This window comes from Streptomyces sp. DH41 (assembly GCF_029813785.1).
Taxonomy (GTDB): Bacteria; Actinomycetota; Actinomycetes; order Streptomycetales; family Streptomycetaceae; genus Streptomyces.
Map to the genome: position 1 here is coordinate 388,396 of NZ_JARVKY010000001.1, position 15,902 is coordinate 404,297.

Annotated in this window: 14 protein-coding genes; 7 read left to right on the forward strand and 7 right to left on the reverse strand. The window is 70.7% G+C overall.

Annotation, left to right across the window (positions count from 1 at the left end):
- Positions 1–81: 81 nt before the first annotated feature.
- On the reverse strand, positions 82–2,340 hold the full coding sequence (gene recD2 / locus QC283_RS01665) for an SF1B family DNA helicase RecD2 (RefSeq protein WP_279559480.1): 2,259 nt from the start codon (positions 2,338–2,340) through the stop codon (positions 82–84).
- Positions 2,341–2,406: 66 nt separating this feature from the next.
- Here recD2 and QC283_RS01670 point away from each other — a divergent pair, with 66 nt between their 5' ends.
- Positions 2,407–2,979 carry a Uma2 family endonuclease gene (locus tag QC283_RS01670; RefSeq protein WP_279559481.1) on the forward strand — a complete coding sequence of 191 codons (573 nt, stop codon included), beginning with the start codon at positions 2,407–2,409 and terminating at the stop codon, positions 2,977–2,979.
- Positions 2,980–3,108: 129 nt separating this feature from the next.
- Here the strand turns inward: QC283_RS01670 and QC283_RS01675 are convergent, their stop codons facing one another.
- The 4 genes from QC283_RS01675 to QC283_RS01690 form a co-directional block, all read right to left on the reverse strand.
- Positions 3,109–5,433: a hypothetical protein gene (locus tag QC283_RS01675; protein ID WP_279559482.1), complete on the reverse strand. Its 2,325-nt coding sequence runs from the start codon at positions 5,431–5,433 to the stop codon at positions 3,109–3,111.
- Positions 5,434–5,586: 153 nt separating this feature from the next.
- Positions 5,587–5,766, reverse strand: coding sequence for a DUF397 domain-containing protein (locus QC283_RS01680; RefSeq protein ID WP_279559483.1), 180 nt, complete (start codon positions 5,764–5,766; stop codon positions 5,587–5,589).
- 38 nt (positions 5,767–5,804) lie between these two features.
- Positions 5,805–5,993: a DUF397 domain-containing protein gene (locus QC283_RS01685; RefSeq protein ID WP_279559484.1), complete on the reverse strand. Its 189-nt coding sequence runs from the start codon at positions 5,991–5,993 to the stop codon at positions 5,805–5,807.
- A gap of 5 nt (positions 5,994–5,998) precedes the next feature.
- Positions 5,999–6,835, reverse strand: a complete 837-nt coding sequence (locus tag QC283_RS01690) for a helix-turn-helix domain-containing protein (RefSeq protein WP_279559485.1) — start codon at positions 6,833–6,835, stop codon at positions 5,999–6,001.
- A 220-nt stretch (positions 6,836–7,055) separates the two neighbouring features.
- Between QC283_RS01690 and QC283_RS01695 the strand changes: the two genes are divergently transcribed.
- Together QC283_RS01695 and QC283_RS01700 are read left to right on the forward strand one after the other, a co-directional pair.
- Positions 7,056–7,466 carry an ATP-binding protein gene (locus QC283_RS01695; RefSeq protein WP_279559486.1) on the forward strand — a complete coding sequence of 137 codons (411 nt, stop codon included), beginning with the start codon at positions 7,056–7,058 and terminating at the stop codon, positions 7,464–7,466.
- Positions 7,467–7,660: 194 nt separating this feature from the next.
- Positions 7,661–8,452: an ArsR/SmtB family transcription factor gene (locus QC283_RS01700; protein WP_279559487.1), complete on the forward strand. Its 792-nt coding sequence runs from the start codon at positions 7,661–7,663 to the stop codon at positions 8,450–8,452.
- Positions 8,453–8,502: 50 nt separating this feature from the next.
- On the opposite strand, the gene QC283_RS01705 is transcribed toward QC283_RS01700, so the two are convergent.
- Positions 8,503–9,492 (reverse strand): RNA polymerase sigma-70 factor, encoded by a 990-nt coding sequence (locus QC283_RS01705; protein ID WP_279559488.1) that lies wholly within the window; start codon positions 9,490–9,492, stop codon positions 8,503–8,505.
- A gap of 130 nt (positions 9,493–9,622) precedes the next feature.
- Between QC283_RS01705 and QC283_RS01710 the strand changes: the two genes are divergently transcribed.
- On the forward strand, positions 9,623–10,108 hold the full coding sequence (locus tag QC283_RS01710) for a carboxymuconolactone decarboxylase family protein (RefSeq protein ID WP_279559489.1): 486 nt from the start codon (positions 9,623–9,625) through the stop codon (positions 10,106–10,108).
- Between the two features lie 333 nt (positions 10,109–10,441).
- Here the strand turns inward: QC283_RS01710 and QC283_RS01715 are convergent, their stop codons facing one another.
- The gene (locus QC283_RS01715) at positions 10,442–11,122 is read right to left on the reverse strand and encodes a hypothetical protein (protein ID WP_279559490.1); all 681 of its coding nucleotides are present in this window, start codon (positions 11,120–11,122) and stop codon (positions 10,442–10,444) included.
- Between the two features lie 184 nt (positions 11,123–11,306).
- Between QC283_RS01715 and QC283_RS01720 the strand changes: the two genes are divergently transcribed.
- Genes QC283_RS01720 through QC283_RS01730 form a run of 3 tightly spaced genes read left to right on the forward strand, consistent with a single transcriptional unit; the run spans position 11,307 to position 15,884 of the window.
- Positions 11,307–12,356 (forward strand): LacI family DNA-binding transcriptional regulator, encoded by a 1,050-nt coding sequence (locus QC283_RS01720; RefSeq protein ID WP_279559491.1) that lies wholly within the window; start codon positions 11,307–11,309, stop codon positions 12,354–12,356.
- Positions 12,353–13,942, forward strand: coding sequence for a sugar ABC transporter ATP-binding protein (locus QC283_RS01725; protein WP_279559492.1), 1,590 nt, complete (start codon positions 12,353–12,355; stop codon positions 13,940–13,942). Before QC283_RS01720 ends, QC283_RS01725 begins: the two co-directional genes overlap by 4 nt.
- Positions 13,932–15,884, forward strand: coding sequence for an ABC transporter permease/substrate-binding protein (locus QC283_RS01730; protein WP_279559493.1), 1,953 nt, complete (start codon positions 13,932–13,934; stop codon positions 15,882–15,884). Before QC283_RS01725 ends, QC283_RS01730 begins: the two co-directional genes overlap by 11 nt.
- The last annotated feature ends 18 nt before the right edge of the window (positions 15,885–15,902 follow it).

A 15,902-nucleotide genomic window follows, 5' to 3' on the forward strand; every position in this document is an offset into this window, starting at 1 on the left:
TCCGGAAGTGCTCTGTGACCTTTGCGACTCGTTTGATCGATCATTTTTTTTCACAGCGGCCGAGAGGTTTACCGGAAGGTTTCAGGTTCGGGAGCCCGTCAGCCGGAAGTCGAGCGCCGTGCAGCGCCTGCCCGCCGACACCGTGCGCACCGCCTGCCCGATCGCCCTGCGGGAGCCGACGAGGACGACCAGCCGCTTGGCCCGGGTGACCGCCGTGTACAGCAGATTCCGCTGGAGCATCATCCAGGCGCCGGTCGTCACGGGGATCACCACCGCCGGGTACTCGCTGCCCTGGGAGCGGTGGATGGTCACCGCGTAGGCGTGGGACAGTTCGTCCAGCTCGTCGAATTCGTACGGGACCTCCTCGTCCTCGTCCGTCAGCACGGTGAGGCGCTGCTCCACCGGGTCGAGCGAGGTGACGACGCCCACGGTGCCGTTGAAGACGCCGTTCTCGCCCTTCTCGTAATTGTTGCGGATCTGGGTCACCTTGTCGCCGACCCGGAAGACCCGGCCGCCGAACCGCTTCTCCGGCACGTCCGGGCGCCCCGGTGTGACGGCCTGCTGGAGGAGCCCGTTCAGCGTGCCGGCGCCTGCGGGCCCCCGGTGCATGGGGGCGAGGACCTGCACGTCCCGGCGCGGGTCCAGTCCGAACTTCTGGGGGATGCGCCGCGCGGCGACGTCCACCGTGAGGCGCCCCGCCTCCTCCGTCTCGTCCTCCACGAAGAGGAAGAAGTCCTTCATGCCGTCGGTGAGCGGGTGCTGCCCCGCGTTGATCCGGTGCGCGTTCGTCACGACGCCCGACTGCTGGGCCTGGCGGAAGACCCGGGTGAGCCGGACGGCGGGCACGGGGCTCCCGTCGGCGAGCAGGTCCCTCAGCACCTCGCCCGCGCCCACGCTGGGCAGCTGGTCGACGTCCCCGACGAAGAGCAGGTGGGCGCCGGGGGCGACGGCCTTGACCAGCTTGTTGGCGAGGAGCAGGTCGAGCATGGAGGCCTCGTCGACGACGACGAGGTCGGCGTCGAGCGGCCGGTCCCGGTCGTAGGCGGCGTCGCCGCCGGGCTTGAGCTCCAGCAGGCGGTGCACGGTGGAGGCCTCGGCTCCGGTCAGCTCGGCCAGCCGCTTGGCGGCCCGCCCGGTCGGCGCGGCGAGTACGACCTTCGCCTTCTTCGCGCGGGCCAGCTCGACGATGGAGCGGACGGTGAAGGACTTGCCGCAGCCCGGCCCGCCGGTGAGGACGGCGACCTTCTCGGTGAGGGCCAGCTTGACGGCCGCCTCCTGCTCGGGGGCGAGGTCGGCGCCGGTACGGCCCTTCAGCCATCCCAGGGCCTTGTCCCAGGCAACGTCCCCGAACCCCGGCATCCGGTCCTCGCCGGTGCGCAGCAGGCGCAGCAGCTGGGCGGCCAGGGCCAGCTCGGCGCGGTGGAAGGGGACCAGGTAGACGGCGGTGACGGGGTCGCCGCCCTGCGGGTCGGGGACCTTCTCGCGTACGACGCCGGGGTCCTCGCCCTCCTCCGGCTCGGCGGCCAGCTCGGCGAGGCACTCGATGACGAGCCCGGTGTCCACCTGGAGCAGCTTCACCGCGTCGGCGATCAGCTTCTCCTCCGGGAGGTAGCAGTGCCCCTGGTCGGTGGCCTGCGACAGGGCGTACTGCAGCCCCGCCTTCACCCGCTCCGGGCTGTCGTGCGGGATGCCGACCGACTGGGCGATCTTGTCGGCGGTGAGGAAGCCGATGCCCCAGACGTCGGCGGCCAGGCGGTAGGGCTGGTTCTTCACGACGGAGATCGACGCGTCGCCGTACTTCTTGTAGATCCGCACCGCGATCGACGTCGACACCTCGACGGTCTGGAGGAAGAGCATGACCTCCTTGATCGCCTTCTGCTCCTCCCACGCGTCGGCGATCTTCTTGGTCCGCTTGGGTCCGAGGCCGGGCACCTCGATGAGCCGCTTCGGCTCCTCCTCGATGATCTGGAGCGTGTCCACGCCGAAGTGCTGGGTGATGCGGTCGGCGAAGACCGGTCCGATGCCCTTGACCAGACCGGAGCCGAGGTAGCGCCGGATGCCCTGGACCGTGGCCGGGAGCACGGTCGTGTAGTTCTCCACGTGGAACTGCTTGCCGTACTGCGGGTGGGACCCCCAGCGGCCCTCCATCCGCAGGGACTCCCCGGCCTGCGCGCCGAGCAGTGCGCCGACCACGGTGAGCAGGTCGCCGGCGCCTCTGCCGGTGTCGACGCGGGCGACCGTGTAGCCGTTCTCCTCGTTGGCGTACGTGATGCGTTCCAGGACGCCTTCGAGGGTGGCGAGGCGGCGTTCGCCGGTGGCGGCGTCGGACTGGGTGGGCATGATCCGACGGTACCGGTGGGGACTGACAGGGGCTGCCGGGAGGAGACTTCTCAGTACGCTCGGGGCGTGGACTACGCGAGGATGCGCGCCATCGCCGAAGATCTCGGGGCGTATGCGGAACGGCTCGAAGGGACCTGGCGCGTGGAGATCGGGCCGTCCGGTCCCGTACTGGCCATGACGTGCCCGACCAAGCGGCATGCGGGCACGGTCCGTCGCATCCGTGAGCAGTTGGACGCGCAACTCCTCAGCGCCCACGCCGGTCATATCTGCGCGAACGGCCCTCAAATCGAGAGCCCGGCGATCGGCCGCATACGTCGCCCCGACGCCGTCGTCATCCCCGAGGCCGCCCTCGACGAGGAGGGCCTCGCTGTCGACGCGACGCAGGTCCTGGCCACCGTCGAGATCGTCTCACCGTCCAACCCGATCAACGACTACGCCGAGAAACTCGCCGACTACCCGGCCATGGGCATCCCGCACTACATGATCGTCGACCCGCGCACGGGCACGATCGAGGTGCACTCCGAACCGTGCGGGGGCCGCTACAGCCGGAAGGAGCCGTACATCTTCGGCGACTCGGTGCCGTTCGGACCGTGGACCGTGGAGACGTCGGAGGTCCGGCGCTACGGCAAGGACGGTTAGGGAGCCAGGGCGCGCCTTCCGCGTGCGCCGCACGGCCCCTCGCCGACCGGTCCGCCGGGTGTCGCCGACGACGAACGCCGCTGCGACCGGCACCGGCCGGTGGGGGTGCCGGTGCCGGTGGTGTCGACGTCAGTGGACGTACATCGTGACCCGGGCCCCGGTGAAGCGGCGGTCCACGAGGTCCCGCTCGCTCATCGCCCAGTACATGGTGACGGACTCCAGGTTGTACATCCCGGGATGCCACTGGGCCAGGAGCGCCCAGTTCCCGCGCCCTCGGCCGTCGTCCCCGGCGGCGTACGCGCACCCTCTCACCGGGTCGCCCCACCCGTGGGCGTCCAGGGCGTACCCGCCGATCTGCAGTTGCGGGCCCTTGTACCAGTAGCCGTCGGCCCGCACCTTCGACCACACCTCGCGCAGTTCCCGGGCCCGGGGATGCTCGTCGAGGAGCGGGTCGCCGTCGAAGTTGTCGTAGTCGGGCAGGGAGACGTCGTACTTCACGCGCAGCTCGCCACGCAGCTCCCCGTCGAAGTCGACGTCGCCCAACTCGTGGCCCGGCCCGTACTCGTACTCCACCTCGCGCTCCTCGACCACGGTGCCGGCGGGGACGTACACCGCGGAACCGCTCGTACAGGAGTCGTCCTCGCTCGCCTCCAGCGCGGGCCAGGCGAACAACAGCAGACGGCCGTCGGGCGGCAGCGGAAGGTTCGTCACGCCCTCGGGCAGGGCCGCGAGGTCGAGGGTCGCGACGAGGTGCTCGTACGCGGGCTCGCCGGACGGGTCGTCGGACAGCTCGCCGAACGGCACGTCGTGAAGGCGCGGGAGGGCGACGTCGGGCGGCAGCATCACCGGGGTGCCGAAGTGCCCGACGACCGGGCCGTCCACGTCCGACGCCAGTGTCAGGCAGGGCCGCGCCAGCCCCAGCCAGCGCTCCACGTCGGCGACGGGGATGCCGTGCGCGAGCGCCGCGTCGCGGAAGCGGTCCAGCTTCGCCTGCGACTCGCGGTTCCGGACGCCCGCCACCGGCTCATTCCCGTCCGGGGAGCCGACCCGCCCTCGCACCACCTCGTGGGCGACCGTCCTCCCCCGGTAGCCGACGGCGGGACCGTGCTCGTCGCGCAGGACACCGGAGAACTCCTGGCCGGTGGTGATCCGGCCGTCGTTCCGCTTCGCCACCAGCCGCACGCCCTGGAGCTGGATCTCGCCCACGCCCTCTGCGTTGGCGGTGATGTCCAGCCGGTACCGGGCGTACGGCGTCGTGGCGGCAGTGGTGAACTCCCGCGCCAGGAAGCGCTCGGTGAACATCTCTCCGGACCGCCGGTCGACGGTCACCCAGGTGCGTCCGTCCTGGGACCCCCGCAGCACCCAGTCCTTCGGGTCCCGCGAGCAGTGGTCGTCGGCGGACGTCAACGTGTAGGCCGTGACAACGCCCGGCTTGGCCAGGACGAAGTCCAGCGTCGCGGTGGACGAGAACGTCAGCCACTTGCCGCCGCCGGCGTCGAGCAGGTTGGCCGCGATCTCGCCGGCGCGCCGGTGCTCGCCGCTGGCCTCGATGCGGGTGACGGGCACGGGGGTGCCGACGAGTCCGGCGTCGTCCGTGGTGAGCAGTTCCACCCGGTTCAGCTGCGTCTCGGCCTGCCGCCCCCAGTTGCGGCCGATGTCGAGGCGGTACAGCGGGTACGGCGTCGAGTTGGCCACGGCGTACTCACGTACCTGATGGCGCTGCGGGAAGGCCTGGTCCAGGCGTGAGTCGAGGGTGATCCAGGTGCGTCCGTCCACCGATCCCCGCAGCCGCCAGTCGCGGGGGTCGCGGTCCCGGTAGTCGTTCGCCGCGGTGAGCCGGTAGGCCGTGACGACGGTGGGTTCGGGCAGCGCGAAGTCCAGCGTCGCGGTGGCCTCGAACGCCAGCCACTTGCCCCGGCCGGCGCCGAGCAGGTTGGCGGCGACCTCACCGGCCCTGCGGTTCTCCGCGCCGGCCACGACCTTCGTGACCGCCACCGGTACGGTGCCGCGGGCGGCGGACGGCGCGGGCCGCCGCAGCGTCAGGGACGCGAAGGTACCCCGCCGGTCCCGCCAGGTGACCCGCTCGACCGCGCCCCGACCGTCGTCCAACAGCAGGCTGAGTCGGCCCTCGGCGGTGTCGCCGTCGCCGTCCCGGTCCTCCTCGGTGGCGAAGACACGTACTCGGTCCTCCCACGTCCCTTCGAGGGCCGGCCGGCGCTCACACTCGACGCCGCGGTAGTCCTCCGACGAGCCCTCTGCGGAGCGCCGGTGTCCACGGAAGGCCGCCATCCCGTCGTCGAACGCGACCACGGCCTCCGCTCCGCCGTCGGAGCGCCAGGCCAGCTCCGTCAGGTCGGACGGCAACCCGCGGTCGAGGTGAACCATCAGCCGCGGCGCCTTGTGCCACTGCCCTCCGGCCCGCACCTCGGTGTCATAGACGACGACAACGGGCACACCGGGGGACTCCCCGGCGGCAGAGGTCGGTCGGGAACCGGACCGAACGGGCATGGAGTGCTCCAGTGAGTCGTCGACAGTGGCTGGTGCGAGGCACTCTCACACAGGGCTCTGACAATCACCCACCGCTCAACTCACGTGCCGCTCCCCTGCTTACGGCTGTGCCTTGAGGGCTTCGAGGAAGGGGGCGAAGGCCTTCGCCGGGAAGGTGAGGGTGGCGCGGGCGGGGACTTTGGAGTCGCGAACGGCGACGTGGGTGGGTGAGTTCGCGAGCTCCACGCAGCTGTCGCCGTCGCCCTCGCCGGAGTAGGAGGACTTTCGCCAGTTGTCCATTGGGTTCCTGTTCGGTTCTGTCGGTACGGCAAGGGCCGTCAGGGGCGGGGCGGCTGCGCCTTGAGGGCTTGGAGGAAGGGGGTGAACGCCTCCGGGGGGAAGGCGAGGGTGGCTCGGGTCGGAGCCTTGCTGTCGCGGACGGCGACGTGGGTGGGCGAAGGGGCTATCTCCACGCATTCGTTGCCGTCGTCGGGGCCCGAGTACGACGACTTCCGCCAGTTGTCCATGCGCCTCACAGCTCCTTCGACAGCCGGTCGATGAGGTCACGCGAGCGTTCGGGGTCGAGCGATACGGCTTCCACTTTACGGAAGCGAGTTCGAAAGGCGCTGAGCTGGGCTTCGGAGTCGATGAAAGCCGAGCCATGCGGTACGTCGCGCACCACAGTGTCCAACTTGGGCACCGTGCCGCCCACATACGTCATGGTGCTGGCAGCTCTGGCAAAGCCGTCCAGGTCGAAGGGGATGACACGCAACGTCACGTTGTCTACTTCCGAGCACTCCAGAAGCTTGGCCAGTTGGCCCCTTGAAGCGTCGCGGTCGGCGACCCTGATGCGGAGGGCAGCCTCGTGAATCACCAACTCGTACGGGACGGTGATCCGCTGCGACACCATGCGGTGACGGACGCGCAAGTCGAGTTCGTCACCGGTGAGCTCGGGCACCCGACCTGAGAAAACCGCGCGGGCGTACTCCTCCGTCTGCAACAACCCCGGCACGTACAGAATCGCCACATCCCGCCGGAACAAGGCGTGATGGTTGAGTTCGGACAGGTCCAGGAACGACGTGGGGAGCAGCCCCCGGTACTCCTCCCACCATCCGCGCGTCCGGTCGGTGGCCATCTCCACCAGGGCGCGAACGAACTCTTCGTCCGTACAGGCGTAATGAGACGCAAGGCGTCGGAGCCTCTGCTCACTCACCCCGGACAAGCCGGACTCGATCTGGCTGATCTGCACGTTGCTCACGCCGAGCATGGCCGCAGCCTGCCGAGCAGTGAGACCCGCTGCCTCTCGGAGTCTGCGCAGTTCCACCGCCAGGCGCAGTTGCCGCGCTGTTGGTTCGCGCCTCGTGGGCAATGGCCGCTCCTCACCTCAACGCGTCTCACGACACGACTCGTTCGGGGTGAAGATTACGCGACCGGCTTGCTACGCCGAAACTTTCAGGTCTACCGTCGGTGACACGAAGCACACGCTGCGACACCGGGTCGCCGGAAGTGCACCGCCCCGTCCTGCCACGACGGGTGCGGCAGTGACACCGGGCCCACATCCAACTCCCGCCCCCGAAACGGAGTCCCTCATGCCCGAAAACGAATCCTGGGAGTACTCCCTCTACATCCCCAACGACCTGCGCGCCGTCACCGTCAGCCGCCGCACCCTCCGCCTGATCCTCACCATGCACGGCCTCATCCGCCTCGTCGATGTCGCCGAGCTACTGGCGACGGAGCTGGTCTCCAACGCCGTACGGCACACGAAGGGGCCCGCCGCCCTCCGCGTGTGCTGGTCACCGCCGGGCACGCTGCGGATCGGGGCGTGGGACGCGGATCCCGAGCCTCCGGAGCCACCGCGGCCGTTCGGGCGGGTGGAGGAACTGGAGGAGGGGCGAGGACTGGCCCTGGTACGGGCGTGCGCCGACGTGTGGAGATGGCACCCGCTGTCCAGACTCGGCAACCGGGGCAAGTACGTGTGGTGCGAGCTGACCGCCGCCTGAACGAGGACATTCGCCGACATCCGTTCACCACCCGCTCACACGAGCGGGTGGTGAACGATCGAGGCAAATCGTTCACGATTTCACCGAAGGGGGCAGACCCGGCGGCGGCCAGGCCGACGACCCCGATTGACATGCAGGCGATCGGCTGCCTAACGTAATAAGCAGCCAATGGGCTGCATGTCAGAGGGGCGGAGATGGACGAGGTTTTCAAGGCACTGGCCGACGGCAGCCGACGGCGGCTGCTGGACAGTCTGAACGCGCGCGACGGGCAGAGCCTGCGCGAGCTGTGCTCCGGGCTGGACATGGCCCGGCAGTCGGTCAGCAAGCACCTGGCGCTGCTGGAGGCGGCCAACCTGGTCACCCCCGTCCGACGGGGCCGGGAGAAGCTGCACTACCTCAACGCCGAACCGATCAACGCCATCGCCGAACGCTGGATCAGCCGCTACGACCGCGAGCGGGTGCACGCACTCGCCGATCTCAAGCACGCGCTGGAGAACACCGCCATGGACAGCAACGCGTTCGTCTACACGACCTACATCAAGGCCACGCCCGAGCAGCTCTGGCGGGGCCTGACCGACCCGGCCTTCACCCGCCGCTACTGGGGCCTGGAGTTCGCCACCGACTGGAAGGCGGGATCACCCGTCGTCTGGCAGCAGGGGGGCGCGAAGACCGCCGACCCCGGGCAGGTGGTGCTCGAGTCCGACCCCTACCGGCGCCTGTCCTACACCTGGCACACCTTCACGCCCGAGTGGGCCGAGGCCAACGGAGTGGACGACGAGACCCTCGCCAAGCTGGCCGCCGAGCAGCGGTCGAAGGTCACGTTCGAGATCGAGGATCTCGGCGGGACGGTGAAACTGACCGTCGTCCACGACGGGTTCGAGCCCGGCAGCACCGCCCGCGAGATGATCCAGCACGGCTGGCCGGCCCTCCTCTCCAGTCTCAAGACGCTGCTGGAGACGGGCGACACCCTTCCGGACCCCGCGTAGGCGAGGGGCGACGGAACCGGGCTCAGCGACTCAGCGGTTCAGCGGCGCGCTCAGCGGCGCAGGGTGGTCTCCCTGCTCATGTGCGACAGCTTCTCCGGGTTGCGCACGGCGTAGAGGCCGGTGATCAGGCCGTCGTCGAAGCGCAGCGCCAGCACGGTGTCGAGCTCACCGTCGAGGTGGACGACCAGGGCCGGGTAGCCGTTGACCTGGGCCGGTCCCAGCGACAGCCTGGCGGCCTGCTTGAGCATCCCCCCGAGCATGAGGCGGGCCACCTTGTCGGCCCCCATGACGGGCCGCAGGACCGCCTGCTTGATGCCGCCGCCGTCGCCCAACAGGACGGCGTCCGGCGCGAGGACGTCGAGCAGGCCCTGCAGATCCCCCGTCTCGACCGCCCGCTGGAACGCGGCGAGCGCGTCCCTGCTCTCGGTGAGGGAGACGACTCCGCGCGGCCGGCGGGCCGCGACGTGCGCGCGGGCCCGGTGCGCGGTCTGGCGGACGGCGGCCGGACTCTTGTCGACGGCCTCGGCGATCTCGTCGTAACCGAGGTCGAACACCTCGCGCAGTACGAACACCGCCCGCTCGGTCGGCGTGAGCGTCTCCAGAACCAGCATCATCGCCATGGACACGCTGTCGGCCAGCTCCACGTCCTCGGCCACGTCGGGCGTGGTGAGCAGCGGCTCGGGCAGCCAGGAGCCGACGTAGGACTCCTTGCGGCGGCCGAGCGTACGCAGCCGGTTCAGTGCCTGGCGGGTGGTGATACGGACCAGGTAGGCACGCTGGTCGCGCACCGTGGCGAGATCGACTCCCGCCCAGCGCAGCCAGGTCTCCTGGAGGACGTCCTCGGCGTCGGCGGCCGAGCCGAGCATCTCGTAGGCGACGGTGAAGAGCAGGTTGCGGTGGGTGACGAAGGTTTCGGTGGCCGGGTCCGTGCGTCCGCCGCCGTCGGCGGCCCGCCCGGCCGTGCCGTCCTGTTCGCGTGCACTGTTCCCGCTCGTCACCAGCCGCTCCCGCTTCTTCGCCTCCGACGGTGTCATGCGCACAGGACACCGGTCGCCGCCGCCCGGTGACACCCGTCGGCGGTGGCCCACGTCACATCGGGGTTCCGTCACAGGGATCGGGCCCTCGGCGTCTTGTGTTCGTCAGTGAGGCACCGAGAGCGAGGACGAGGTCATGGAATCCCGATTCAACCTGTTCGAGAACGAACTCGGCGGCAAGTTCGCCAAGCGGTTCGCCGGCGCCGGCATGCTGGTTCACGAGTCGTCGCTGCCGAAGTCCACACAGGAACTGGTGTCGCTGCGCGCCAGTCAGATCAACGGCTGCGGGCACTGCGTCGACATGCACGTCAAGGAGGCCGCCGCCGCCGGTGAGAGCGCGGTCCGGCTCCACCTGGTCGCCGTCTGGCGCGAGTCCACCGTGTTCACCGAGGCCGAGCGGGCCGCGCTGGCGCTCGCCGAGGAGGGCACCCGGCTCGCCGACGCCCACGAGGGCGTGTCCGACGAGACCTGGGACCAGGTGCGCAAGCACTACGACGACGACCAGCTCGCCGCGCTGGTCTCCCTGGTCGCCCTGATCAACGCGGCCAACCGGCTCGCCGTGATCACTCATCAGCGGGGCGGCTCCTACGAGGCGGGCATGTTCGCCTCCGCGCTGGGCTGACCGACGGACGCGCGCCCGAGCCCGCACCCGTCGCGCGTGGTGCGGGCTCGGGTGCGGCTCCGGCGTGGCCCGCGTCCCGGTGCGGTCCGCGTCCGGGCGCGGTTCGCGTCCGAGCACGGCCCACGTCCCGGCGCGGTTCGCGTCCGAGCACGGCCCACGTCCCGGCGCGGCCCACGCCCGAGTACCGCCCACGTCCCGGCACGGTCCACGCCCGAGTGCGGCCCACGACCCAGCGCGACCCACGTCCGAGTGCGGTCCGCGTCCGGGGCACGGCAACGGCCGGCGGGGGCGGGGCGTAGCGGGCGTGCCTCGCACACGCGCGCCGGCGTCGTCCTACCGCCCCGCACTCGCGACGGTGAAAGGTCCGGCAGGGGGGACGACACACGCGGAGACATCCGTCTCCACGCCCGCCGCCAAGCCCTTCTCGCAGAGACGGCCGCCCTTCTCGCGCAGGTCCAGGTAGAAGCGCGTGGTCCTGCCGTCCTGCTTGAGGTCGTGAATGCGTTCGTCGATGTAACCGAGGTCGTTCAGGATCTTCCTGACCTTCGCGGGAGTGGGCTCCGGGACCCGCTGCAGCGCCTCGACAACACGCTGTTCGTGCTGGACACTCGCGCACCAGTCACGGTCGTTCAACTCCGCCGCGGGGCCCGTGGGGGCTCCGGGCTCGATCGGGTCGTCCGGAGGAGTCTCGCCGGGAGCGAGGCTCTCCTTCCCGTCCCCCGCGGGGCCGGTCGGCCTCGCGTCGGCCGGGCGGGGCCCGGTATCGACCTCGGTCTCGCTCCCCGTACCCGTCTCCGTCTCCGTCTCGCCGGTCGAAGAGCATGGCTGCGCGACCTCGGCGAGCATCGCCGTGAAACCCGCATGCTCGGTGCCGCTGCCCGGCTCGCTCTGAGACCTACCGCCGGCCGGGCTCTCGCTCCCGCAACCGACAAGCACCAGAGTGGCGAGGGCGGTCGCCGTGAGCGCACGCCGGGGGCGGGCAAGCATGCTGATGGAAGCGCGGATCCGTGTCATGGACGCAGTCTCCGGCCGCTGCCGCGCGCTCCGCATGAGTAGACGTACTCACGCACACCACCACTCACCCACACGCCCAGCTCCGGTCACGATTGGGTCTCGGCCGACTCCCACCCCTTGCGCCCCCCTCGTGTAATCGTCTCCAATCCTCCGTGTAATCGATTCCACAAGGAGGTGGAACGCGATGGCGAGCATCGGCATCAAGGACGTCGCCGCCGCGGCCGGCGTGTCCGTCGCGACGGTGTCGCGCGCGCTCAACGGCCACCCGTCGGTCAGCGCCGCCGCACGCGAGCGCGTCCTGGCCGCCGTCGAGACGCTGGGCTACCGCCCGAACGCCGTCGCCCGGTCGTTGCGCACCGACCAGACCCGCACCCTCGGCCTGGTCATCAGCGACGTCATGAACCCGTACTTCACCGAGCTGGCCCGTTCCGTCGAGGAGGAGGCCCGCGCGCTCGGCTACAGCGTCATCATCGGCAACGCCGACGAGCGGCCCGATCTCCAGGACCACCACGTCACGACGCTGCTGGACCGGCGTATCGACGGGCTCCTCGTCTCCCCCACCGACGGCGGCTCGCCCGGGATGCTGGCGGCCGCGCGGGCCGGGACGCCGATGGTGTTCGTCGACCGCTGGATCCCCGGCGTCGACGTGCCCGTCGTCCGGTCGGACGGGCGGACCGCCGTCCGGGACCTGGTGGCACACCTGCACGGGCTCGGTCACCGGCGGCTCGCCATCATCGCCGGGCCCGCCGCCACCACGACCGGACGCGAGCGCGTCGACGCCTTCCGCGAGGCGCTCGGCGCGTACGGGCTCCCCCTCCCCGACGCCTACATCGGCCAGGGCGACTTCCAGGCGGAGAGCGGACGGCGGGTCACCGAGGGGTTCCTCGACCTGCCCGAACCGCCCGACGTGATCTTCGCCGCCGACAACCTGATGGCGCTCGGCGCGCTGGACGCCGTACGCGCACGCGGGCTACGGGTCCCCGAGGACATCGCGCTCGCCGCGTTCGACGACATCCGCTGGTTCGTGCACACCGATCCGCCCGTCACCGCGATCGCCCAGCCCACCGGCGACCTCGGCCGAGCCGCCGTGCGCGCGCTGGTCGACCGCATCGAGGGCCGGCCCGGCGAGTCCGTCACCCTCCCGGCCCGGCTCGTCGTCCGCCGCTCCTGCGGTGAGGCGACGACCCCCCGACAATCCCCTTCCCCCTCCCCCGTACGAAGGAGTACGCCGTGAGCAGCCGCAGTCCGGACGAGTTGCTGCGCATCGAGGGCATCCGCAAGACCTTCCCCGGCGTGGTCGCGCTCGACAGCGTCGACTTCGACCTGCGCCGGGGCGAGGTGCACGTGCTCCTCGGTGAGAACGGCGCGGGCAAGAGCACGCTCATCAAGATGCTCTCCGGCGCCTACACACCCGACGCCGGGCGGATCCTGGCCGGTGGCGAGGAGGTGCGCATCCACGGTGCGCAGGACTCCGAGCGCCTCGGGATCGCCACCATCTACCAGGAGTTCAACCTCGTCCCCGATCTGACGGTCGCCGAGAACATCTTCCTGGGCCGCCAGCCGCGCCGCCTGGGGATGATCGACCGGAAGAAGATGGACGCGGACGCGGAAGTGCTGCTGAAGCGGGTCGGACTGAGCGTGTCGCCGCGCGCGCGGGTGCGTGAACTCGGCATCGCACGACTCCAGATGGTCGAGATCGCCAAGGCGCTCAGCCTGGACGCGCGCGTGCTCATCATGGACGAGCCGACCGCCGTACTGACCTCCGAGGAGGTCGACAAGCTGTTCGCCATCGTGCGGCAACTGCGCGAGGACGGTGTCGGCATCGTCTTCATCACCCATCACCTGGAGGAGATCGCCGCCCTCGGCGACCGCGTCACCGTCATCCGGGACGGACGGAGCGTCGGGCAGGTGCCCGCCTCCACGCCCGAGGACGAGCTCGTACGGCTCATGGTCGGCCGGTCGATCGAGCAGCAGTACCCGCGCGAGCGCGCCGACACCGGCGAGGCACTGCTCAAGGTGGAGGGGCTCACGCGGGACGGTGTCTTCCACGACGTCGGCTTCGAGGTGCGCGCCGGTGAGGTCGTCGGCATCGCGGGCCTCGTCGGCGCCGGGCGGACGGAGGTCGTCCGGGCCGTGTTCGGCGCCGACCCGTACGACACGGGAACCGTGCACGTCGCGGGCGACCGGCTCCGCCGCCACGACGTCAACGCCGCCATGGCGGCCGGTATCGGGCTCGTCCCCGAGGACCGCAAGGGGCAGGGGCTCGTCCTGGACGCCTCCGTCGAGGAGAACCTGGGACTGGTCACCCTCCGGTCCACGTCCCGCGCGGGGCTCGTCGACCTCAAGGGCCAGCACGAGGCGGCCGAGCGGATCGCCGGGCAGCTCGGCGTGCGGATGGCCGGCCTCGGCCAGCACGTGCGCACGCTCTCCGGCGGCAACCAGCAGAAGGTCGTCATCGGCAAGTGGCTGCTGGCGGACACGAAGGTGCTGATCCTCGACGAGCCGACGCGCGGCATCGACGTCGGCGCCAAGGTCGAGATCTACCAGCTGATCAACGAACTCACCGCGGGCGGCGCCGCCGTCCTGATGATCTCCAGCGACCTGCCCGAGGTGCTCGGCATGAGCGACCGGGTGGTGGTCATGGCGCAGGGCCGCGTCGCGGGAGAACTCACCGCGGAACAGGCGACCCAGGACACCGTGATGGCACTCGCCGTCAGCACACCCCACAGCCGCACCGACGACACCAGCCACACCAGTGACACCGGCGATACCGGTGACACCCCCCGCAGCAACGGAACGGAGGCCTCCCGTGGCCACTGACACGCTCAAGAGCAAGCCGGGCGCGCAGGGCGCCACGGGCGGCCTGCGCCGCCTGCTGCTCGACAACGGCGCGCTGACCGCGCTGATCGTCCTCGTCATCGCCATGTCGGCGCTGTCCGGGGACTTCCTGACCGCCGACAACCTGCTGAACGTCGGCGTCCAGGCCGCCGTCACCGCGATCCTCGCGTTCGGTGTCACCTTCGTCATCGTCTCCGCGGGCATCGACCTGTCGGTCGGCTCGGTCGCCGCGCTGTCGGCCACCGTGCTGGCGTGGAGCGCCACCGAGGCCGGGATGCCGGTCGTACTCGCGGTGCTGCTGTCCGTCGCGACGGGCATCGCCTGCGGCCTGGTGAACGGCTTCCTCATCTCGTACGGGAAACTGCCGCCGTTCATCGCGACGCTCGCCATGCTGTCGGTGGGACGCGGTCTGTCGCTGGTCATCTCGCAGGGCTCGCCCATCGCCTTCCCGGACTCCGTCTCCCACCTGGGCGACACGCTCGGCGGGTGGCTGCCGGTGCCGGTGCTCGTGATGATCGTGATGGGGCTGATCACCGCGTTCGTCCTCGGACGGACCTACATCGGCCGCTCCATGTACGCCATCGGCGGCAACGAGGAGGCCGCGCGCCTGTCCGGGCTGCGGGTGAAGCGGCAGAAGCTCGCCATCTACGCCTTCTCCGGACTGTTCGCCGCCGCCGCGGGCATCGTGCTCGCCTCCCGGCTCTCCTCCGCGCAGCCGCAGGCCGCGCAGGGTTACGAACTGGACGCCATCGCCGCCGTCGTCATCGGCGGTGCCTCGCTCGCGGGCGGCACCGGCAAGGCGTCGGGCACGCTGATCGGCGCGCTGATCCTCGCGGTGCTGCGCAACGGCCTCAACCTGCTGTCCGTCTCCGCGTTCTGGCAGCAGGTCGTCATCGGTGTCGTCATCGCGCTGGCGGTACTGCTGGACACGCTGCGGCGCAAGGCGGGGGCGACCACGCCGGCGGCCGGGGCCGGCGGGGGCGGCAAGGGCAAGCAGGCACTGACGTACCTGATCGCCGCCGTCGTCGCGGTGGCCGTCGTCGGGGCGACCTCGCTCCTGCACAACGGCTCCTCGGCCGGCAAGACGCACAAGGTCGGCCTGTCGCTGTCCACGCTCAACAACCCGTTCTTCGTACAGATCAGGGACGGTGCCGAGGAGGAGGCGAAGAAGGCGGGCGTGGACCTGACGGTCACGGACGCGCAGAACGACGCCTCCCAGCAGGCCAACCAGCTGCAGAACTTCGTCAGCGGGGGCCTGTCCTCGATCATCGTCAACCCGGTGGACTCCGACGCGGCCGGTCCCGCGGTGCGCGGCGCGAACAAGGACGACATCCCCGTCATCGCCGTGGACCGCGGCGTCAACGAGGCGAAGACGGCCGCGCTGGTCGCCTCCGACAACGTCGAGGGCGGTGAGCTGGGCGCCAGGGCGCTCGCCGAGAAGCTCGGCGGCAAGGGCACGATCGTCATCCTCCAGGGCCAGGCGGGCACCTCCGCCAGCCGGGAGCGCGGGGCGGGCTTCGCGGCCGGCCTGAAGGAGTACCCGGGCATCAAGGTCGTCGCCAAGCAGCCCGCGGACTTCGACCGCACCAAGGGCCTGGACGTGATGACCAACCTGCTCCAGGCTCACCCCGACATCGACGGCGTCTTCGCGGAGAACGACGAGATGGCGCTCGGCGCGATCAAGGCGCTGGGTTCCAAGGCGGGCAAGTCGGTCCAGGTCGTCGGCTTCGACGGCACCCCGGACGGGCTGAAGGCGGTACGCGAGGGCACGTTGTTCGCGTCCGTCGCGCAGCAGCCGAAGGAACTGGGCAGGATCGCCGTGCGGAACGCGCTGCGCGCGGCCGACGGCGAGAAGGTGGACACAATGGTGAAGGTGCCGGTGAAGGTGGTCACCAAGGAGAACGTGGCCGGCTTCGAGGGCTGACACGGTTTCAGGAGAGTT